20 protein-coding genes are annotated in these 20,494 nt (G+C 36.9%); 3 read left to right on the plus strand and 17 right to left on the minus strand.

Annotated features, from left to right (window positions below; genetic code table 11):
* Nucleotide 1: 1 nt before the first annotated feature.
* Genes V4519_04515 through V4519_04525 form a run of 3 tightly spaced genes read left to right on the plus strand, consistent with a single transcriptional unit; the run spans nt 2 to nt 2,901 of the window.
* On the plus strand, nt 2-1,210 hold the full coding sequence (locus V4519_04515) for an HAD-IIIA family hydrolase (protein ID MES2437243.1): 1,209 nt from the start codon (nt 2-4) through the stop codon (nt 1,208-1,210).
* 1 nt (nt 1,211) lies between these two features.
* Nucleotides 1,212-2,291 (plus strand): hypothetical protein, encoded by a 1,080-nt coding sequence (locus V4519_04520; GenBank protein ID MES2437244.1) that lies wholly within the window; start codon nt 1,212-1,214, stop codon nt 2,289-2,291.
* Nucleotides 2,292-2,295: 4 nt separating this feature from the next.
* Nucleotides 2,296-2,901: a methyltransferase domain-containing protein gene (locus tag V4519_04525; GenBank protein ID MES2437245.1), complete on the plus strand. Its 606-nt coding sequence runs from the start codon at nt 2,296-2,298 to the stop codon at nt 2,899-2,901.
* An 18-nt stretch (nt 2,902-2,919) separates the two neighbouring features.
* On the opposite strand, the gene V4519_04530 is transcribed toward V4519_04525, so the two are convergent.
* The 17 genes from V4519_04530 to pyk all read right to left on the minus strand — a co-directional run bounded on the left by V4519_04530 (nt 2,920) and on the right by pyk (nt 20,153).
* The gene (locus V4519_04530; GenBank protein MES2437246.1) at nt 2,920-3,567 is read right to left on the minus strand and encodes a methyltransferase domain-containing protein; all 648 of its coding nucleotides are present in this window, start codon (nt 3,565-3,567) and stop codon (nt 2,920-2,922) included.
* Between the two features lie 4 nt (nt 3,568-3,571).
* Nucleotides 3,572-4,660, minus strand: a complete 1,089-nt coding sequence (locus tag V4519_04535; protein ID MES2437247.1) for a glycosyltransferase — start codon at nt 4,658-4,660, stop codon at nt 3,572-3,574.
* A 1-nt stretch (nt 4,661) separates the two neighbouring features.
* Nucleotides 4,662-5,303 (minus strand): methyltransferase domain-containing protein, encoded by a 642-nt coding sequence (locus V4519_04540; protein MES2437248.1) that lies wholly within the window; start codon nt 5,301-5,303, stop codon nt 4,662-4,664.
* Nucleotides 5,300-6,328: a glycosyltransferase family 4 protein gene (locus tag V4519_04545; protein ID MES2437249.1), complete on the minus strand. Its 1,029-nt coding sequence runs from the start codon at nt 6,326-6,328 to the stop codon at nt 5,300-5,302. Before V4519_04545 ends, V4519_04540 begins: the two co-directional genes overlap by 4 nt.
* Nucleotides 6,325-6,699 (minus strand): GtrA family protein, encoded by a 375-nt coding sequence (locus tag V4519_04550; GenBank protein MES2437250.1) that lies wholly within the window; start codon nt 6,697-6,699, stop codon nt 6,325-6,327. The genes V4519_04545 and V4519_04550 overlap by 4 nt, the downstream gene beginning before the upstream one ends.
* Entirely contained in the window at nt 6,692-7,843 is a 1,152-nt protein-coding gene (locus V4519_04555) for a glycosyltransferase (GenBank protein MES2437251.1), read from the minus strand. Before V4519_04555 ends, V4519_04550 begins: the two co-directional genes overlap by 8 nt.
* Nucleotides 7,844-7,853: 10 nt before the next feature.
* Nucleotides 7,854-8,999, minus strand: coding sequence for a glycosyltransferase family 4 protein (locus tag V4519_04560; GenBank protein MES2437252.1), 1,146 nt, complete (start codon nt 8,997-8,999; stop codon nt 7,854-7,856).
* A gap of 30 nt (nt 9,000-9,029) precedes the next feature.
* Entirely contained in the window at nt 9,030-10,163 is a 1,134-nt protein-coding gene (locus tag V4519_04565) for a glycosyltransferase family 4 protein (protein MES2437253.1), read from the minus strand.
* A gap of 8 nt (nt 10,164-10,171) precedes the next feature.
* Nucleotides 10,172-11,998 (minus strand): type IV secretory system conjugative DNA transfer family protein, encoded by a 1,827-nt coding sequence (locus V4519_04570; protein ID MES2437254.1) that lies wholly within the window; start codon nt 11,996-11,998, stop codon nt 10,172-10,174.
* A gap of 388 nt (nt 11,999-12,386) precedes the next feature.
* The gene (locus V4519_04575; protein MES2437255.1) at nt 12,387-13,655 is read right to left on the minus strand and encodes a putative glycoside hydrolase; all 1,269 of its coding nucleotides are present in this window, start codon (nt 13,653-13,655) and stop codon (nt 12,387-12,389) included.
* On the minus strand, nt 13,652-13,846 hold the full coding sequence (locus tag V4519_04580) for a hypothetical protein (protein ID MES2437256.1): 195 nt from the start codon (nt 13,844-13,846) through the stop codon (nt 13,652-13,654). The genes V4519_04575 and V4519_04580 overlap by 4 nt, the downstream gene beginning before the upstream one ends.
* 24 nt (nt 13,847-13,870) lie before the next feature.
* Entirely contained in the window at nt 13,871-15,166 is a 1,296-nt protein-coding gene (locus tag V4519_04585; protein ID MES2437257.1) for a Mur ligase family protein, read from the minus strand.
* Entirely contained in the window at nt 15,166-15,825 is a 660-nt protein-coding gene (locus V4519_04590) for a hypothetical protein (protein ID MES2437258.1), read from the minus strand. Before V4519_04590 ends, V4519_04585 begins: the two co-directional genes overlap by 1 nt.
* A 322-nt stretch (nt 15,826-16,147) precedes the next feature.
* Nucleotides 16,148-17,491, minus strand: a complete 1,344-nt coding sequence (gene murD / locus V4519_04595; GenBank protein MES2437259.1) for a UDP-N-acetylmuramoyl-L-alanine--D-glutamate ligase — start codon at nt 17,489-17,491, stop codon at nt 16,148-16,150.
* Between the two features lie 24 nt (nt 17,492-17,515).
* Nucleotides 17,516-18,148 (minus strand): hypothetical protein, encoded by a 633-nt coding sequence (locus V4519_04600; protein MES2437260.1) that lies wholly within the window; start codon nt 18,146-18,148, stop codon nt 17,516-17,518.
* A gap of 6 nt (nt 18,149-18,154) precedes the next feature.
* A complete protein-coding gene (locus V4519_04605; protein ID MES2437261.1) occupies nt 18,155-18,631 on the minus strand; it encodes a metal-dependent hydrolase in 477 nt (158 codons plus the stop codon).
* A gap of 82 nt (nt 18,632-18,713) precedes the next feature.
* Complete coding sequence (gene pyk, locus V4519_04610) at nt 18,714-20,153, minus strand: pyruvate kinase (protein MES2437262.1); 1,440 nt, start codon at nt 20,151-20,153, stop codon at nt 18,714-18,716.
* Between the last annotated feature and the right edge of the window lie 341 nt (nt 20,154-20,494).

Raw genomic sequence — 20,494 nt, forward strand, 5'->3', positions numbered from 1 at the left:
TATGAAAGCAGTTATTCTGTGTGGAGGATTGGGTACACGACTACGACCTCTTACCGATACAATTCCAAAAGTCATGGTACCTATAGGCGGCAAACCGCTTATTCAACGTCATATAGAATGGCTTGTGGGGAATGGCATTCAAGATATTGGTATTAATCTTTTTTATTTACCTCAAGTTGTAAAAGATCATGTGAAAGATGGATCTCAGTGGGGAGCACGAATTCATTACTCTCATCAAGATACACTCTCAGGAACAGCTGGAGACTTTCGAGCTTTTAAAGATTTTGTGGGTGATCAACAGTGTCTTGTGATTTATGGTGATAATTTATTTTCTTTAGACCTGAATCATTTCAAAGAATTTCACGAAGCAAAAAAAGGAACAGCAACAATTGCCCTGCGTGAATGGGAAGATCCCACATCGAAAGGTATCGTTGGATTAGATAACGAGCAGAAAATTCTATGGTTTAAAGAAAAACCAAAGCCTGAAGAAGTAACGAGTACTATTGGCAATGCTGCTATTTATATTCTCGAACCCGAATTATTTTCACATATTCCAGATACAGGAGAAGTAGACTTTGGTATGCATACCTTCCCTTCTCTATTAGAAAAAAATAAACATATCTATGGATATGTACTTTCTACGTATCACAAAGATATTGGTACGCATGAAGCATTACAAGAGGCTCGAGAAGATATACAAAAAATATATCCACACAAAGCAGTATTTCTTGACCGCGATGGAGTATTAAATAAAAAACCTGCAGTATATGATTATGTGAAAAGCTTTGAAGAATTTGAATGGAATCCTGGAGCGAAAGAACTTGTTAAGCAGATAAAAGAGCTTGGTTTTTTAGCTGTAGTCATTAGCAATCAACAAGGCGTGGGACGTGGAAAAATGTCTGCTCAATTTGTGAACGAGCTTCATCAAAAGATGCAGCAAGATCTAGTAGAATATGGAACTTCAATAGATGGCTTCTATTTTTGTGGGCACTTACGATCAGATGGATGCACATGTCGGAAACCGCAGCCAGGAATGCTTTTTCGTGCAGCAGAGCAACATGGTATCAATCTTGAAAAGAGCTTTATGATTGGAGACACTATTACAGATATGGAAGCAGCCCGAAAAGCAGGCTGTACAGAAATCTTTATAGAAAGTGATACTATTAATAACGAATTAGAAAAAATCCTAGAGATTCTAAAAAAGTCATAATATGATTATTCACATTGTATCTACTGTTCCCCAGGGTAATTCACTTTTTCGTAGAGCTTTAGACAAAGCAATTCGAATTACAGGAATTATACCTCCGCTTCATCGATATGGGATTGATGCTTTGATTCCTTGGAAAAAACCACTGCGCTCTCCTCATGCATCATCTCGAAATCTTTTGCATCATTTTAAAAAGCTTGGAAAAGTAAAATATTATAGTCTGTATGAAAAAGGAGTTATCAAGCTTGCACCTGATGATATTTTTCTAGGACAAATAGTGCCCGATGGCGGATTTACCTATGATTCACGACCACAGACAGATGATCACGCATCTATTACTTCTCGCACATTAAGAGAAAATCCGGACAACCACAATAAATATCTCATAATTCCTTTTGCAAATGATAAAGCACTCTGGGGATGGTCAAAAGATATAGTAGAAAACCATGCTGATAAAGTAGTACTCATTGCTGGGGAAATTTGGACTCGCAATTGGAAAGATGGAGTATATCCAAGTCTTGATCTAAAAAATGTTGTGCGCATAGATAACGGAATTGATCCATTAGAATATCCCATAATTAAAAAGTCATTCAACAAACCTGAAAACAGAAAGTTCTTATATATTGGACATACTGCATTTTATAAGAATACTAAAGAACTTGAACGTATAGCAGAACAAATGCCTGGATTTGTGGGAGGACACATTGGTCTAGGTAATGTAAAAGGCTGGAAAAAAATTGCAGACTTTGCAGATCTCACTCCAGAGTTCATGACAAAGATCGCAGAGGAATATGATATATTCGTGACAACGAGCTCAGCAGACGCTCAAGCTACTACTATTATGGAAAATATGTGTTTTGGCTTCCCTATTGCTTGCACTCCAGAAACAGGATATGAATACCCATCAATTGTGAAGCTTGACACAACCAATACTGAAGCTAATATTAAGGCACTTACCATGTTAAAAAACATGAGTGAGCCTGAATTAAAGGCACTCGTAGATGAAAACTTAAAAGTGATACAAAAATTCCATACATGGAATACCTACGTTACAACAATTTCAGATTTTATGAATTTAAAATAATACAATGGAAAAGAAATCCCTAGCCCTTGAAAGACAGTTGGTAAGTAAAGAACAGTTGAGAGAAATTGAACTGAGTATGATTCGACAAGAGCATATCAAACGGTATGCGTCTATCAGACGTTTCTGCTACGGAAAAGTACTAGATTGCGCATGTGGATCAGGGTATGGTTCATTTCTTATTTCTGGAAATCCTGACGTAGAACACGTAACTGGTGCTGATATTAATGCAGAAGCAGTTGTGTGGGCACAAAAAGAATATGGTGACAAGAAAAATAAATTTATTGCTGCATCTGCTGACACAGTGAAAGGCAAATTTGATACCCTCGTAACCATTGAAACAATTGAACACATCAAAGATTCAAGTACAATCCCAACTCTTGTTGAGCGATGCAAAATAGATAATCTTATAATCTCATTCCCCGACAAAAAGACCATGCACTACAATACCCATCATATGCATGATTTTGTACGACAAGAAATTGTTGATCTTTTTCCTAATCATGTGGTCTATCACGTAATGCGATTTACTGATAGTACAACTCTGATGATGATCCGTCTTCCAAAAAAAGCCCCGCATGATCTGTTTAAGAATATCCGGGACATACACTAGTCGAGAGTGTTTTAGTGATTATTTAACAGCCTGAATATTGAGACTGATTAGGATATCTTTTCCACCTGCTTTCATTACACGTGATGCTTTATCATCAAAATCTCGATGCTCTACTTTTGTGTAATCCCAAAGTGAAACATCTTTATATCCTAGTTCTTTAAGCAACGATCGCGCATATGCTTCATTCCAAATAGTATGATGATCATCATACTCTCCATCTTGGCCCAATAATTGATTTACAATTGATTCCGTATTTTTACCTGACAAGGTATACACTTCTACTAAGGCATCAAAATTTGGCACTCCAAATCGTAATATTCCTCCAGGTTTTAATACACGCTTCCATTCTAAAAGTGTCTTCTTAAGATTTTTTCGTGGAAGATGTTCAACAACATGACTTGCATAGAGAAGATCTACTGAGTTATTTGGCAGCATTCCTAAGTCCTGAATATTTGCTATGTGGTGAATATGAGGTAAATAAATCGCATCAACATTTATATATTCTTCACTTGTGTTGATTCCTGCTCCCAAGTTTACATATACTTTACCATCTGCATTCTTAGGCAATTTTGGACTTATAAGTCTTCGATAAAGATAGTGATATTTTCTCAATACTGATTTCTTTGTATTTCGGACAATTCGGGCAATTAATTTAAGTGTTTTCATAATATTATTTTGCTTGATTATAACACTCAGCCACTAACTGCGAAAGCTCTTTTCCCAGTACATCCGGTGTAAACGTTGATTGGCATAGAGCATACCCATTTTCGGCTAATGATGCCTGTAATTGTGCATCCGATTTCAAATCGAGGATCTTATTAGCAAGATCATTAGGATCAGCCTTGTTACAAAACAGTACATTTTCTTTATCTGTAAATACATCTTGTACTCCAGTAGCTTGAGCTGTTATATACGGCAATCTCATCGCAAGAGACTCATACGATTTATGAGGTATGGTTCTTTCAAGTCGCACATGATCAGCAAATTGACCCAAGCTCACATGACAACTCTGCATAAGCATTCGCAACTCTTCAAAAGAAAGGTACTTAGCGATGAATGTAATAGTAGAAATATTTTGAGATTTTATATATTCTTCAATCCCTGTAGCACGAGCATCACTATTGGAAGTTGCAATAATTACATCAACATCATGAGCTTCTAAAATTCGCGCAGCATCAACGATATGAGCAATCCCCGCTTCTTCCATAACTGTTCCTCTAAAAACTGCTGTAAACTTTTTTCTTTTTGAAGTTTCAATTGGATAGAAAACAGAAGTATCAACTCCAGTTAATACTCTAATAACTTTTTTCTGATCAAGATTAAATCGCTTAACAAAGAAATCTTTTTGAGGATTACTTTCAACTAAAACTTTATGAGCACATTTTACGGCAAGCCAATCTATACATTTAATACTAGTCTTTTTAAACCACGACATTGGACGTGCAGTACGTGAGAGTACTTCAGCTTCATACAAGCTGCACAACGCATCAAATATGATAGGTTTTGAGCTTATGAGTCGTGCAAAGGGCACGGTTATGTATCCTGTGTACCCCACGATCAACACATCATAGTCATTTCTTATTTTCCAATGTTTTTTAAATAACCTGAAAAATTTAAGTATGCCTCTACTATCATCTTGGCATTCAATAATATGAATTCCCTGTGCACGCAGACCGTCTTGATAGATTTTATTACGAGAAAACTGGGATTTATAAATCCCAAAATAGCACACAGTAATTTTCTGAGATGATCCTTCCATATTATTTTTGTGCTGTCACATAATATCCTAATGCATAGTCTTCAGTACTGTACTGCTTTCGGAGTATTTTTGAGACTACATTAAATAGGCTATCCAATAGATATGTTATGTATCTTCCTGTGTAAAAATTAATAAATCGAATAGGCCATGGCATCAAGCGATCAATAAAAAGGTATTGTGCACTAAAAACTCCGGTACCCAAAGATTTTATTTTGATATTTTTTAATGACAGAAGCTCCAGCTCTGCTTTCAATGTCATTTGTGTAAATCTCCTAAAATCTAACGGTGAGGGATGAACTGGAAATAGAAATGGAACCACGATTACGAGCATTCCTTTAGGTTTTATTATTCGAACAGATTCTTTCAAGAGCTCTTTATAAGCAAAAATATGTTCTAACACATTTATGAGAATAGCATGATCATACTGAGCATCTTTACAGGGCAAGCTTTTTTCTAAATCATGAAAAATATCAGGAGCGACCTTGTCATTAAGGTTAATAGTTGTAATCGTATGAGATCCTTTTATAACTGATGCATACTTTGAATTTTTATCACCACCAATATCTACAATACTGCCGTTAAGTGTGAGTCCGGCTAATACTTTATCCTCTTCAATTCGTAAAAGTGATGGAATTGATTTCATATAGATGCATATAATTTTTCTGACAATTTTGTGAGACTGTGATTATCACACACATAGTTTCGTAAGACTGTTCCGTATTGTGCTTTTTGATCATTACTTAAATTAATAAGCCACTCTAACTTTCGTGCAAGATCAGTGCTATCACCTTCCCTAAAAATAAAGGAGTCATCAACTTCTCCCTTTAAATTATCATTTGAAGCAATAGATAGACTCTCACATGCCATTGCTTCAAAAATGGTTTTATCATACATACCACTTGAGCTTAAATTCACAAATATTTCATGTTTATTGTATACAGGAACTGTGTCAGTATTTGGTATTCCCTTATGAAATGAAACATTGTGCTTTAAATTATATGCATCTGTTTTTTCCACCAGACTTGTATAATACTCTTTATCTTTAACTAAAGGATCACCATAAAAACTAACTGTAGCACTTATATTTCTATCTTTGAGCTGTTTAACGGCCTCAAGAAGTATATGCGGCTTTTTCGCAGGAGCAATACGAGCAAGAAATAATAATGTTTTTTCTTTTTGAATATTTGAATCTCTTTTGAAAATATCCACATCAATACCCACTGGCATAAATTTTACTTTTTTGTATTTTGCAGTATAAGAAAATTTTGAAGTACAAAAGACATTGGTGCAAAAAGCTGCAGCTATATCTGTGAGCATAGATCCTGCATGATGATTTCTCCACATGTAAATCTTCTTACCAAAAAGCTTCCACAGTAATCCCCCCATAAGGATATACTCTTGATTCATATGAACAAAGACAGCATCATAATTTTTTCTAAACTTAAAAAGATATATATAAAAATTACGTATATATTTAAACCGTGATGGGCCTATTTCTTTACCCAAAGATACAACTGTTACATTAGAAGGAAGATTTACGGACCCTTTATATAGACAGACTACAGTAATGTGTTCATACTTGTGTGAAAAAACTTCAATCCATCGATGAAAAAACCCCAATATTGGATCATTACTATCTACCTTTTGAGTATAAATAAGAAGTTTCATGAACGGAAAATAAAATGTTTATAGATGAAGTAACTAAGTACAGCTATAAGTAAACTAGCAATAATTTGGGCTACTAAATAATAAGCATGAAGTATATCAACTAAAATGTAAAGGATGAGCGTATTTAAAACTACATTAATAAGTGCATTAGCTAGATACAGCCCAATCTCAACATTAATTTTGTTTAGAGGATCATGTGAGAATGTCCACCACTTTTGAAGTATAAAACTCACTACAATTGATAGAGCAAACGCATAGATACCAGACTGTAGGTACCATATATGGAAAACATCGGTAAACAGATATAAAAAGAAAAGCTGTGTTCCCGCCCCAATACTACCTGCCAAACAAAATTTTAGAATCCTATGCATTTGGCGGAAAAGCTTTCTCTAAGTATGCTTTATACTTTGCAACATAATCTTCATGACTTTGTGGAAGTGATGCGGCAACATCTTGCGCCACATTTTTTCTGATTCGGTCTCGTAATAAGGGATCTTCAACCAATGCGGATAGCTTTTGCACAAAGCATGAATGATCACCTACTGGACACACCATAGCGTTTTTATTATCAATTAAAACATCTCCCGCTATTCCCACATCGGACGTTACAATTGGTAAGTCAGAAAGTCCCGCTTCTACAAGAGTCATGCCATAACCTTCAAACGACGAAACCTGGAAAAAAGCTTGTGCTGATTTGTAGTACGGTGCCAAATTTGATTGCCATGGTTCAAAAACTACAGAATCGCTAATTCCAAGTTTTGCAATTTTCTTTTTTAAGGCAGCTTCTTCTGGACCCTCTCCCACAATCACAAGACCACACTGTGGAAATCGAATAACAACATCTTTAAACACATCCAATGCAAAAGATATATTTTTCTCAGGAGCTAAACGTGATGCCATCAAAATAATAAAATTATATTGAGGATACTTTTGAATGAGCTCACGTGAGACGACTGGCATATATTTTGTCTTATCAACGTATATTGGCAAAACATCAATAATTTGTTCGGGAATCTTGAGTTCTTTTATAATAGACTGCTTGATCTTATTTGAAACCACTCTAATTTCCTGAGCATAAGGTAAAATACTTCGAGCCATTTTTACTCTATGTTTATTGAGAAAAGACTGCTTTAGAAACTGTGGGTTAAACAATTCTGTATGAACCTGCAGTTGCATTGGAAAACCAAATTTTTTTCTTAATCCAAATGCCACACTTCCTGTCTCAAATGGGTCTTGAGCTGTTACTACAGTATTGTGAGCAGTTAGATTTCGCTGTTTGACAATTGTTTGCGCTAGACCTCCAGCATCACGCATGTACAACAATTTAGTAAACGAATTTGTCGGATACACCCATACATTATTTGAGATTCTCCATGCTTCTAATCCCAACGATGACTGAGCAAAAACAATGATATGTAGTTGATCAAACAATGCACCGTACTCGATCATTCGCTGTCGCACAGCGCTTCCTTCTTCAAATATCTTTCTATCAGTACCTATTGATATAACATTCATATATGTATGATTAAAAGTATTTTTTATAGAGTCGTAAATGTTCAACAAGGACATGATTCCATGTATTATCTACATGCAACTCACTCAAAGAAGCAACGAATCTTTCATATTCGTGAGGAATAGTAAGCTTGTTCATTTTTTCAGCAATGTCATCCACTGATGCTGGATCTACTTTAAGGAAGTCGTTTTTATTGAGTTTTAAATAATGCTCTTTTGTTAGCAAAAACGGTATACCCAGAGACATACATTCATAAATTTGATTGGGTGAAATATCTGTCCAACTTGGTAATATCACATAATAGCAATTCGCAATTCTTCGGTATAAATCAGCTTGTCCCATAGTAGGAAGGAATTGCACTCTTGATTCAAGATGTAATGATCGAACTAGTTCTCTTAATTCATTTTCTATTGGGCCACTTCCGATAAGTGTAAAGACAAAACTTTTATCTTTAAGCAATGCAAATGCTTTGAGTGCAGAATCAATATTCTTCATACGAATAAATCTTCCAACAAATACTATTTCTTTATCTCTATCGGCATATGACGTTTTATATGTTTGCACGAGATTAGCAAATCTGTTTTCAGGAACTGGATTATTTATCGTGGTTATCTTTTCTGGTTTTAGGCCGTAGTGTTTTTGATATAATTCCCGTTGTTGATCAGAATTGAATACTACAAAGCTTGCAGATTTTAGCACTCGTTTAATAAAGAAATAGAGAACTTTATATTCTTTGTACAAACGATCTTCATAAAACTTTTTAAGTGTCATAGGAGGACGCCCTTCTGAAAGATATTTCTCCCAAATATATCCACCCCCAACTCGCACAGCATATTTCTTACGGGTAAGCCACGACACAAACATTACTGGTACTCCTGCAGAAAACCAGTCCATTGAGTATATAAAGTTATATGCTCGAGCTTCTTTAAATACAGCACTGAAATATGCTATATAGTTGAGCAATTTATTTTTTCTCCGCACAACTCGCGTGAGATGAAATTGAAATTCTTTATCAAAAACATATTCCGACTGATCAGAATATGTGATTACACGCACGGTATGCCCTGCAGAAGAAAGACGTCGAGCTAGCTCAACCGTATACGTTGCAGGACCTCCTGGTTCTGGTTTAAAAATTCCGGTTGTAATAAGAATTCTCATTACCCTCTATAATAGCTTACTTACCAACAATTATGAAGAAAGAAATTCCTTATCAATTCGCTTTACTATGAGTGGCCAGCTGTACTTATTTTTGGCCATATCTTGAGCATTTTGTACTATTTGTTCTTTTAACTCATGATTATCCAAAATCTCAGTAACAGACTCAACTATACTTTGAGGATCATTTACTCTACAGAATAATCCTGTTTTTCTATCTTCCAAGAAATCTGGGATTCCTCCTACTGGTGTAGCAATCACAGGAATACCAGCTGCCATTGCTTCAATAAACGATATCCCCTGTCCTTCTGATAGTGAAGGTCGTATAAAAATATCTGAAACAGCAAGATATTTTGGAAGATCTACATTTTCTTTTTGACCTAAAAATAATACTCTTTCTGTAAGTTTTAGATCTGCAACTTGCTTGCGCAGTGTATCTTCAAGTGGACCGATACCAATAACAGCAAATTTTATTGAGTGTGGTAGTAAAGCCATCGCCGCTATAACATCACCAATGCCATTTTTGGCAACAAGACGTGATGTTGTAATGAGCAGCCTTTCCCCTTTTTCTTTTCCCAATTCTTTAAAAACTAACTCTAACTGTGCATCGGAAAATGTTTTCATGAAAACTGTGGTATCAACACCATTTGGAATAACTACTATCGGACATGTTGCCCCCATATCTTTTCCAAATGTAGCTAAGAACTGTGATATAGCATGAATACGATCTGCTTTCTTAAAAATTTTCTTAAACAAAAAGTACAAGATTCCTACTTGTCTTTTTATATGCTGCAGTGAATCACCTTCTTGAAGTGTTAAAAAGAATGGTATTTTAGGATGAATTAGTTTAAAAAAAAGTGCTGCAAATCCACTAAAACTAGCCATGATACTCCACGTGGCATCATACTTTTCAGTTCTATGACGCCTATTTGCAAAATAGTATGCAGTAAAAGGAAATAATAATTTTGATAATCTACCTTTCATTCCCACTCTAAAGACATCGATGTTGCCTATTCGTTCATACGGCAATTGTTTACCATCAAGATTGAGAGTAACCATATCAAACTCATATTCGTGAAGTCTGTCGGTAATCTCTTTAACAGCAACTTCTGCTCCCCCAATAAATGGATGATATGCAACTGAAAAAATCAGAATTTTCTTTTTCATGAGTAAGACTATTTATCGAGTTCTAGAATTCGTCGCAATACATCTTCTGGAATCTCTTTTGGTTTTGCAGAAACAAACGGTGTTGGCTCTGGTTTTCGTTCAGCTTTTGGTTGTTCTTTGGGTATTTCTTTTGGTACTTCCTTAGGCGCCTCTCGCTTTTGCTCAGGTTGTTGTGAGACTGGCTTTGGTTGTTCTTTACGTTCTTCTACTATTCTGATAGGCGCAGGAGTAGGTGCAGGAGCTTCAGCAGGCTGAGTTTGCACTGTTATAGTAGTGCCAAGAACTGATGAAAGCGCATCTCGAAGTGCTGACATATTTTGAGGAGTTGGACCCTTCTTTGGCTTTTCTTTTTTCTCAGGCTTAGGTTCGTTCTTGAGATAATTTAACCGAATAGCATTTCGCAATTCTGTTTCTCGAGAATTTATAGCTGTAACAGAATTTGGATTTGAAGATTTAGGTTGAGATTGAGCTTTAGGTGCATTATCAAGACGCTTTAGCTCATTGGTTTTAATTTCTGCGGTAGAAAGTTTTTTACGATCATCAGCAATAATTGGTTCATGCCATTTCCTAATTGCCTCTTCAACTTCAGCTCGTGGCCGAGCAAAGGTAGTACGTGAATATTTGATAATATCTTCCTTAAACGTAATAACTGGCTTTTCTATGGGAGGCAGACCGGTAGCTGAAAATGGCTGCGATGATACTCCATCAATCATAAGTTTTAAGTACATTTGGAATTGACCAATGCTCACCAAATCCTCTTTTGTAAACGTCGGAAAGAATTCTTTTTCTAAGACTTCAGCATCAAATGATCCAATTCGAAAGACGATCATGGTACCCACGTTACCAATTACTGCGGCTCGTACTTCCTCACTCATTTGTTCTATGTATTGGTGAGCAATAGTAAGATTCAATTTATATTTTCGAGCTTCGGATAGAATATCTGCAAATGACTCGTTGGCAAAAGATTGAAATTCATCAACATACAAATAGAAATTTGGCATTCGTTTGAGCATTGATGGCGATGCATCAGCGCGGCTCATTGCTGCAAGATAAATCTTGGTAATAAGCATACTACCAAGAAGATTTGCATTTGCTTCTCCCACTCTACCCTTTGAAAGGTTAACGATAAGAATTTTCTTATCATCCATACACTTTCGAATATCAAAAGTTGATTTAGACTGACCAATAATATTTCGCACCACTGGATTTGAAATAAACTGACCAATTTTATTCTGAATTGCAGCTCCTGCTTCTTGCATGTATCGTTCACCGTATTTTGCAAACTCATCAAGCCAAAATGCCTTTACTGATGGGTCAGATACATTTTCAACTACCTTCTTTCGATAGTCTTTGTCGGCAAGCATTCGGTTAACTCCAATAAGTGTAGAATCAGGATATTCCAACAGAGCAAGAATAATATTGTTCAAAATATATTCCATACGAGCACTCCATGCATCCACCCAAATCTTTTTGAAGGCACTCATGAGACCGTTGGCAACAAGATGTCGACGATCATGCCCAACATCTTCCATTACATTAAAAGAAATTGGGTGTTCTAAATCAAACGGCGCAAAGTAAATAATATCTTTTATACGTTCTTGAGGAATATATTCCAAAAGCAAATCTGCAGTTTTACCGTGAGGATCAATGAAAGCAATACCTTCACCATTCTTAATATCTTGAATAGCCATGTTTTCAAGAAGCGTAGATTTACCCATACCAGTTTTTCCAATGGTATACACATGACGAGTTCTATCGCTGGCTTTGATACCAAACGGAACTCGCTTATTGCGCATATCTGTTTCTGCAAAATATGTGATTGGATCAGGGTTCATAGAGCTATGTATGTATATAGTATACGTTGAACTCTGTTAAAATAAAAGTAATAAAAAAGCTGACGCATGCGCCAGCCGTGAAGAGATTGAAAGCATTGCTTTAGCGACTGTCATTAGCCGCTGTTTGCTGCTGCTTTAATCATCTCCATCATCCTTTCCCGATCAGCATCCGAGGGAACCGCGAGCGACACAGTGTGGCTCGGCACGATTACGCGGCCATCAAGGCCGATCTCGTTTGTGCCACACTGCACCATCCGCACTCCGCCTTGTTGTGGTTGATCCACGTGCATTCCTCCATAAAACGTTTGGCAAGTTTCCAACTCACCAAGCCCAGGCATTAATGTATCTTATTAAAATTGCATTAGGAAGTGGATAACCTACTACACAACTATTCTGGGAGAAGTGCGCCTTGAGTGTAGCGATTTGAAGGTGCCCAGAGCATCCAAGAATTGAGCCCAGCTGCATAGGTGGCTTCTATTTGAGCCTTTACCTCTTTTACATCATAATCCCCTCCATAATCGAAATCCTGAAGCCAAGGACGCATTTTGTTCTTATCATAAGCAGGCTTTGTATAGAGCTGTGGTGATGTTGAAGCTATTGGAGTTGAACCTTTTATATTAAAGATACTTGAAGTGGCAATTGTTCTTTGTACGGCAGCATCCATTACGTATTTAATAAGTTCACCGGGATAATCATTGGGGTTTTTCCAGCCATTAAATGTTGCTGGATAATGTGATGGATAGACCATAGGTGCAATATAATCAAAATAGGGCATCGCTCGTTCTAAAATCTGGCCAATATTTAAATCATCAGTATTGTTGGTAGTCATCCCAAAAAGATCAGCAGATGTTACAACTCCCGTTGGCTTCATTTTGTCATGCAAATACGAGAAAAAACTCTCAAGTACTTCTTGCTTTGGTTTATTCTGGCTAAACGGAAATGCAATATCTTTCATGTTTCCATCTGAGGGGAAACGAATGTAATCATAATTTAATTCATCAAATCCAATAGCATATGATGCATTACTAATTGCAACAATATGATCCCATGCTTTTTGAGACCCTGGATCAAGATAGTGAATTCCCTTTTGATCAGCCCAGATTCCCCCATCACTCGCTCGCTTTACGGCAAGCTCAGGATAAAGCTTTGCATAATGAGGATCTTGAAACACTGTGATTCTGCCGATAACATAAATATTTTTATCATGCAGTGTTTTAATAAACTCTTTCATATCAGAGACACTGCATCGATCTGATACAAAATCTGCAAGCATAGGATCTTCAGGTTTGAAGGAAAGTAAGCCTGTGTAATCTTTGATATCTATAATAATAGAATTAATTTCAGTTTCATCAGCAATCTTTACTAAATCATTTCGAAAGTTTCGTGTACCAGCCACACAACTCGACATATAGATAGTTTTTACAGCTTTTGGAATTGACACATGTGATACTTTCTCTACTTCAACCTCATCAACAACTTCTGGTTCCGGTAGTTTTTTAAGAGTCTCAGCTTCTACAGAATTTGTAGCAGCAACACCTCCTATGTTGTATGTATCACGTGCAAAGAAAGGCACAATTATGTATACGAGCATAAAGAAACTTAGACCTAAAGCAATGAGTCCAATGACTGCATAATTTCTTTTCCCCGAGCCATTCATGAAATACTATCTTTATCTATTGTAGATGTAATGGTGTGGGTCCGACGATGCATGTGTCCAATGATTGATATAAGGATGAGTAGACCACCAATTGCACAAAAGATACTAGTTTTATATATAGTAGGTAATCCAGTAAAAGGCGTAATTAAAATAAGTATACCTAAAAAAAGATGTAATTTATTTCGAGACATAATGGTAGTATACCGAACTCAACATTAATGCGCTAGGATTTTTTCTCCAACCTTGTAGATATCTCCTGCACCCATAGTCATAATAACATCACCTTTTTTTAACGTATTAAGATGCTTCTCAATTTCATCAAATGAGTTCATAGCTTGTGCCGATACTCCACTCTTAGAAATCTCTTGAGCTAAAAGTTCTGAAGAAATACTTGGGTCCACTGGTTCACGAGCTGCATAGATAGGAGCTATGATTACATTTGTTACATTCTTAAACGATGTGCCAAAGTGAGTGAGATGTTGCTTTGTTCTGCTATAGAGGTGGGGCTGAAAAACAACTGTTATATTTTTATCAGGAAATAAATCTCGGGCTCCTGAAAGTGTAGCTTCTACCTCTGTAGGATGATGACCATAATCATCATAGACTAAAGCACCATTTTTAGTCTCTCCTTTAAATTCGAATCGTCGCCATGTACCTGAAAATCCTTCGAGAGATTTTTTAGCATCAGCACGTGGGATCTTCAACACATCTGCTACTGCAAGTACTGCCGCAGCATTTGCAAGATTGTGTTCTCCTGGCACTTTGAGCTCTAAATTGATATCACCAAAAAGTTCATAATCGATAACTTCAGCCTTTGCTTTTTTTGCAACATCACCAATGTGAGGAAGTTCCAAATCGCATATTACCTGTCCTTGTGAGTCTACTTGACCAATTAGCTCAATAAAAGCAGATTTAATATCTTCTATATCTTTATAGTAATCAAGATGATCATCATCTATATTTGTAATTACTAAAATATTTGGATGTAAATTTAAAAATGATCTTTTATATTCACAAGCTTCAACAACAAGATACTTACTTTTCCCTGCAATAAAATTACTTTTTTGATCTTTCAAAATACTTCCCACAATAACAGTTGGATCCATTCCAGCATCAATGAGCATCTTCGCTATCATCGCTGTTGTTGTAGTCTTTCCATGAGTCCCGGATACAGCAATTGTAAATTTATCTTTTGAAATGATTGCAAGTGCCTGCGGATATGTAATGCATTCTATACCCAATTCTCGTGCTTTCATCAACTCTGCATTATTTTCTGGAATAGCCACTGTGTAAATAACAAGATCTATCCCTGCAACAATATTTTCAGCTTTTTGACCTATAGTGACTGAAATCCTTTCTTTTTTAAGTTCCTGAGTTACTTCTGATTCATCGCGATCTGAACCGGTTATTTCTTTTCCTTCGAGACTCATCATTCGTGCCACGGCAGAAATTCCGATACCTCCAATACCTATAAAGTGGACTTTTTTTATTTTTGAAAAATCAGATATCATTATTGTTCAAAGCTGATACTCATAACTAATTGTGCGATTACTTGCATTTCAGCATATGAATAATTTACTTGGTCATATGAGAATACAAATGCTTGATTTCCCTTTAGGAAAATATACTCTACAGTCTTTAAATTTGGATCATATACAGAAAGTAATTTCTGGCTTTTACTATTTTCATACACCACTTGATACTCACGAGGCTGTACAGAGGCACCAAACTTATTAATTGCCTCAACATCAGCTTTCATATTTGAAACCTCAATATCATCAAGACTGTTCCATGTTCCTGGATACGTAGACAACCTCAACAAACCAGCTCTTTCAGCATTGTCTGTTTTACGAACAAAAGTCCCAACTGTTGTTTGTTTATTAGAAGCTTCAGGAGATGTTGAAGCACCAATTACTGTAAATAATCGTGGTGAAGAAAACATAATACCGTAGGCCTTACTCTTATGCATATCCCATTCATATGCCTCTTTAGGTAAATCGGGGCTAATAACTCGAGCTTCAGCTTCTTTTATTTGACGTGCTATATGTGGAATTTTAATAAAATAAATATATCCAGCAAAAAGTGCCAATCCCAACATAATAAATGCTAATGTTTGGCGTACCCAAATGATATGTTCGTGATACCAATGTTCACTAGATTTTAAATTCATAGTACTAGTATACCGAGAAATTAATTTTGATGCTATATAAAAAATAAAAAACCGCCCAAATAGGCAGCATCAGATTTTGCGGTCGATCGCATCGGTGAGCGATTCCAAAGTCATCCTCCCGTCCTTTGTGGCATACTTTAGTGCGGCCGCCACACCAGGCTCGAGAGCGATCACCGAGCTATCAATGACCACCGTCACGACCTGATGTAGATCAAGAACACGATCAGGTGTGGCAGGAGGTGCCACTGTCTCTACAACCATATAAAATCTCCAAACGAACTATCCCCCGCGATTACCTTACTATATTTTGCTCACAATGCAACTATAAAAACCGAATAAGTTTGTTGAAGCTTTCCCCTCGTTCAAATTCGTTTGTAAACATACCAAATGAAGCGAATGCTGGGCTTAAAAGAATAGTATTGCCTGGTTGCGCACATTGAACGGCTAATTTCACAGCATGCTGAAGTGAATCTGATGACACAAGCTTGTCACCCAAAGCATTTTTAAGATCTTCAGCTATTCGTGAACTCCCAGTGCCTGATAAAAGTATTACTTTTTTTGTGAGCGCTGAAATTTCTTGAACGAGCTTACTCATATCCAGATTTTTATCTGCACCACCCATAATTAAAATTGTAGATGGATCATTAGTTGATGACCGTAATGCTTGAAGCCCTACAATGGTGGCATCAGGAGTGGTAGCAGTAGTATCATTGTAAATCTTTACACCATTATATTCACGTATAAATTCTAGTCGTCCAGAAATACCTTTAAAATCCTCAATCGCTTTTTTTATAACATCATTAGGAATTTGTAATGCACGCGCGGCTGCTACAACTATAGCTGCATTATATTTATTATGCTCCCCTGGCATATATATTTGCCAATCTTGTGGAATATCGTCTACACGTGCAATGATAGTTTGTGCATGGATATCTTCTTTGTATTTTTGTGTAAGTATATCTGACACACGATCGCCCATAATAAAAATATCTTTCTCAGTTTGATACTTAAAAATGTATGACTTATCATTGAGATATGCAACCATATCGCCTTTGTAATAATTGAGATGATCAGCATAAAATGTAGTAAATATTGCGAGATGTGGACTAATCTTTCGCTCTCCAAATCCTTGCAGCTGCCATGAATCCAATTCAAGTACTGCTATATCCCCTTCTTTAGCTTCCCGTAGGAACTGAAGTGTTGAAACACCTTTAACATTGCCTCCCAAAAAGACTTTTGAAGTGTTTGCCTTTTGTAGTACTTCGTACAATAAATGGGTAACCGTTGATTTACCTCGTGTACCTGTGATACCAATAATTGTAGCTGGGGTAAGAGCAGCAAACAAAGCTGTACTCATCTCAATTGGAATATTATTTTTTCGCGCTTCGGTTATATATTCAGAATCAAGAGGTACACTTGCAGCCTTCAAAATAAAATCCCGATTGCGAAAATCTTCGAGCCGGTGTTCACCCAATACATATGTAATATTTTTGAAATGCTTGAGTTCGATCAAACTTGCTCGCAACTCTGATTCAGGTTTAAGATCGGTAACAATAAGTTCTGCACCCTCTTCTGCAAAGAATCTTATATCTCCAACACCCCGGCCCAAGAGTCCGAGCCCCATTACAGTAATCTTCTTTCCTTTGAAATATCCCGGAGTATACATGTGGTTATACTAGCATAAAATTAATTAACTAATAGCCGAACACCAAAGCTTCGTAAGTTGCGCTTCGGTAAGTCGCAATTCCATCTGCTGAGCAAAATAGTCTTTGATCTCGCCTTTTAATACATGTGTATACGAATATTTCTCAAGCCAGCGTTTTGTTTTTACATAGTTTAAAATCTTTTCATAATCATATGAAAGCTCTCCTCCAAAGTCTATTTGTATTACTTGTCCATTCTCTCGCACACCATTATTTCGTGTGAGATTAAATACAACATCTGAGAATCCAAACTGCCACATATACAGCAGCAAATCAATGTAGCTATCTATAAGCTTTTTATTTTCTTCCAAGCTATGCTTAGGAAAATAATCTTCAAATACAAATACTTTATCTTGAGTATAGTTAATTCCTTGTTGATTAGTAAAATCTGGATTCCCAAATTTTGTGAGATCAACTTTATCTTTAATTGTTTTAAACTGATCATAGGCGCTTTTGCCGGCAGAACGAGTAGATCTAATTTGTTTAAAAGCTTTGAAATATAATTTACATACCCAACCAATATAATAAAGCTGACTCAGGTATGTTTGCTCGCGCTTAAGAACTCTGCCGTTGCCGAGATCATATACTTTGTATTCCCACCCTTGGCCAATAAATTTCATAAATAATTATAAAGTATAAAGATAAAGAATACTTAAAGAAAAGATAAACACTGCTGCTTCAGATACGGAGACAATAGTTGCTCTTCCGTAAAAGAATTTAATCCATCCCATACCAGGAATCATTTTGTAATCTTGAGCATAAAATTTGTATCGTTTATCAGAATGCGGCCATAGCCACGCAATACCGTGTCCTATCCAAAAAGTATCGTGAATAAGATGTGTAGCAACTCCTAATGCAAGCATAAGCGTCCATACCAGTCCTCCAATGAGAAATGCGGTTAAGATAATAGGTACATACACTAAAGGCTGGTGAGTTAATCCCCTGTGCCCACCAAAGAGTTTTGATAATCCAGGAATTAAATCAATGTCAGGTAATAAGGCAAAAAATATTCCGGCAGCAATATGCCAGGCGGTAAGATCAACTCCGAAAAGCCATGTGACGAAAATAGAGATTAAAATGCCAATGCCAATATCTGCGTGCATATGTGCATAGTAGTACAAAACCCAACAAAAAACACCCTTTGCAATGCTTGGGGTGTTTTTTGATCTAGATAATAGCGAGAGCTTAGATAGTCTCAACCATCAACATATTTGTATCTACTTTCTTTCCAAATGGCATTCCTAGAGCGATAACAATCTTATCTCCCTTCTCTGCCAATTTGTTCTTTGCGATATGAGCTTTCACTGCCTTTAATGCATCATTAAGCATCATTGTCTTCTTCATAAGAACTGGTGTAACACCGTAGCTCATAAGAAGCTGCTTTTCTGTTCGCTCACTTGGAGTAAATGCAAGAATAGGCTGGATTGGCTTGTATCGTGAAATCATTCGAGCGGTAAAGCCTGTCTGAGTAAGAGCGACGATAAGAGTTGCATCAAGAGAATTTGCAATATCAACTACTTCATTTGTAATTGCATCTGCTACTCGAGCATCCATTGATTCGTGCTTGTACTGCTGCCAATCGAGAACCTGACTCTGATAGAGAGAATCATTTTCAATTTTAAGCGCAACTCGAGTCATCAACTGTACTGATTCAACAGGATAATCTCCAAGAGTTGTTTCTTCTGAAAGCATGATTGCGTCTGTTCCATCGATAATTGCATTTGCAATGTCTGAAACTTCAGCTCGTGTAGGTACTGGGCTCTTAATCATAGATTCGAGCATGTGTGTAGCGGTAATAACCATCTTACCCACTTCATTACATTTTCGAATAAGATCCTTTTGCACCATAGGTACATTTTCTGCTCCAATTTCAATTGCCATATCTCCTCGAGCGACCATCACACCGTCAACTACTTCGAGAAGTTCATCAAAGTTTTCAAGTCCTTCAACATCTTCGATCTTTGCAATAATCTTGGTATCAGGAAGCTTTGCTTTCTCCAAGATTGCTCGTAATTCTCGTACATCATCTGCTCGTCGTACGAATGAAAACGCAACAAAGTCTACTTTGTTCTTAATTCCAAAAGCGATATCTTTCTTATCCTTGTCAGTAAGAGAACTGATTGAAAGATGTGCTCCAGGAAGATTGATCCCTCGTCGATTCTTAATTTCACCTCCAACAATTACTTTACAAATAAGTTCATTGCCTTTGATTTCAACAACTTCAAGTCGCTTCTTTCCGTCATGGAGAAGTACCGGTGAACCAACCTGCAATTCACGTGGAAGTGGTTCGTAGTTTACTGATACTCGTTCTTCGTTTCCTACTACTGATTTGTCTGTTGTAAGAGTAAAGAGCTGACCTTCCTTAAGAGTGATTACTCCATTTTCAAAATCTCCAATTCGAATTTTTGGTCCTCCAAGGTCCTGCAAGATTGCAGCCTGAATTCCAGTCTTCTTCATCGCCTTTCGGAGATTATCTACTTTCTTTTGGTGCTCAGCAAAATCTCCATGAGAGAAGTTGAGTCGCATAATATTTAAACCTTCTTTAAGAAGCTTGCTCAACATTTCTTCCGATTCTGTAACCGGTCCGATGGTGGCAACAATCTTTGTTTTCTTGTTTTCGATCATATATTTTGTGAATAATAATTAGTCCTTTTAGAGAGACAATGTAGACAATCATACTCATTTTTAGCCAAAATGCAATAAATGAGGCAACGAACCGCCGGCACTATTGTTAGAGATATAAAAAAAGTCCTTAACACCGATCGTGGTGCTAGGACTGCTTATTTGCCGCTCGCTCAGCGGCGCGGAGCTCTTCGAGCTTCAACGTCTGGACTCCAGCCCACTCTCGGGCCGTGAATCCTCGAGCACTTGGACACGTGAGCAGATGAGGACGCCCCCGATAGTTGACACTGCTCGTTCGGGTCCGTGGACCATCGGCTTGGGCCTGGGCCCTTTCGGTAGTTGAT

Source organism: Patescibacteria group bacterium, from assembly GCA_040387855.1.
In the GTDB taxonomy this organism is placed as follows: Bacteria; Patescibacteriota; Minisyncoccia; order Phycocordibacterales; family JAKAEA01; genus JAZKCY01.

Bases quoted from the DNA above. Each gene is read 5' to 3' on its own strand.
- V4519_04530 (MES2437246.1), bottom strand. From the start codon at position 3,567: ATGAAAACACTTAAATTAATTGCCCGAATTGTCCGAAATACAAAGAAA.
- V4519_04555 (MES2437251.1), bottom strand. From the start codon at position 7,843: ATGAATGTTATATCAATAGGTACTGATAGAAAGATATTTGAAGAAGGA.
- V4519_04565 (MES2437253.1), bottom strand. From the start codon at position 10,163: ATGAAAAAGAAAATTCTGATTTTTTCAGTTGCATATCATCCATTTATT.
- V4519_04540 (MES2437248.1), bottom strand. From the start codon at position 5,303: ATGAAATCAATTCCATCACTTTTACGAATTGAAGAGGATAAAGTATTA.
- V4519_04550 (MES2437250.1), bottom strand. From the start codon at position 6,699: ATGCATAGGATTCTAAAATTTTGTTTGGCAGGTAGTATTGGGGCGGGA.
- V4519_04520 (MES2437244.1), top strand. From the start codon at position 1,212: ATGATTATTCACATTGTATCTACTGTTCCCCAGGGTAATTCACTTTTT.
- V4519_04590 (MES2437258.1), bottom strand. From the start codon at position 15,825: ATGAATTTAAAATCTAGTGAACATTGGTATCACGAACATATCATTTGG.
- V4519_04570 (MES2437254.1), bottom strand. From the start codon at position 11,998: ATGAACCCTGATCCAATCACATATTTTGCAGAAACAGATATGCGCAAT.
- V4519_04600 (MES2437260.1), bottom strand. From the start codon at position 18,148: ATGAAATTTATTGGCCAAGGGTGGGAATACAAAGTATATGATCTCGGC.
- murD (MES2437259.1), bottom strand. From the start codon at position 17,491: ATGTATACTCCGGGATATTTCAAAGGAAAGAAGATTACTGTAATGGGG.
- V4519_04560 (MES2437252.1), bottom strand. From the start codon at position 8,999: ATGAGAATTCTTATTACAACCGGAATTTTTAAACCAGAACCAGGAGGT.
- V4519_04545 (MES2437249.1), bottom strand. From the start codon at position 6,328: ATGAAACTTCTTATTTATACTCAAAAGGTAGATAGTAATGATCCAATA.
- V4519_04575 (MES2437255.1), bottom strand. From the start codon at position 13,655: ATGAATGGCTCGGGGAAAAGAAATTATGCAGTCATTGGACTCATTGCT.
- V4519_04605 (MES2437261.1), bottom strand. From the start codon at position 18,631: ATGCACGCAGATATTGGCATTGGCATTTTAATCTCTATTTTCGTCACA.
- pyk (MES2437262.1), bottom strand. From the start codon at position 20,153: ATGATCGAAAACAAGAAAACAAAGATTGTTGCCACCATCGGACCGGTT.
- V4519_04535 (MES2437247.1), bottom strand. From the start codon at position 4,660: ATGGAAGGATCATCTCAGAAAATTACTGTGTGCTATTTTGGGATTTAT.
- V4519_04580 (MES2437256.1), bottom strand. From the start codon at position 13,846: ATGTCTCGAAATAAATTACATCTTTTTTTAGGTATACTTATTTTAATT.
- V4519_04585 (MES2437257.1), bottom strand. From the start codon at position 15,166: ATGATATCTGATTTTTCAAAAATAAAAAAAGTCCACTTTATAGGTATT.
- V4519_04515 (MES2437243.1), top strand. From the start codon at position 2: ATGAAAGCAGTTATTCTGTGTGGAGGATTGGGTACACGACTACGACCT.
- V4519_04525 (MES2437245.1), top strand. From the start codon at position 2,296: ATGGAAAAGAAATCCCTAGCCCTTGAAAGACAGTTGGTAAGTAAAGAA.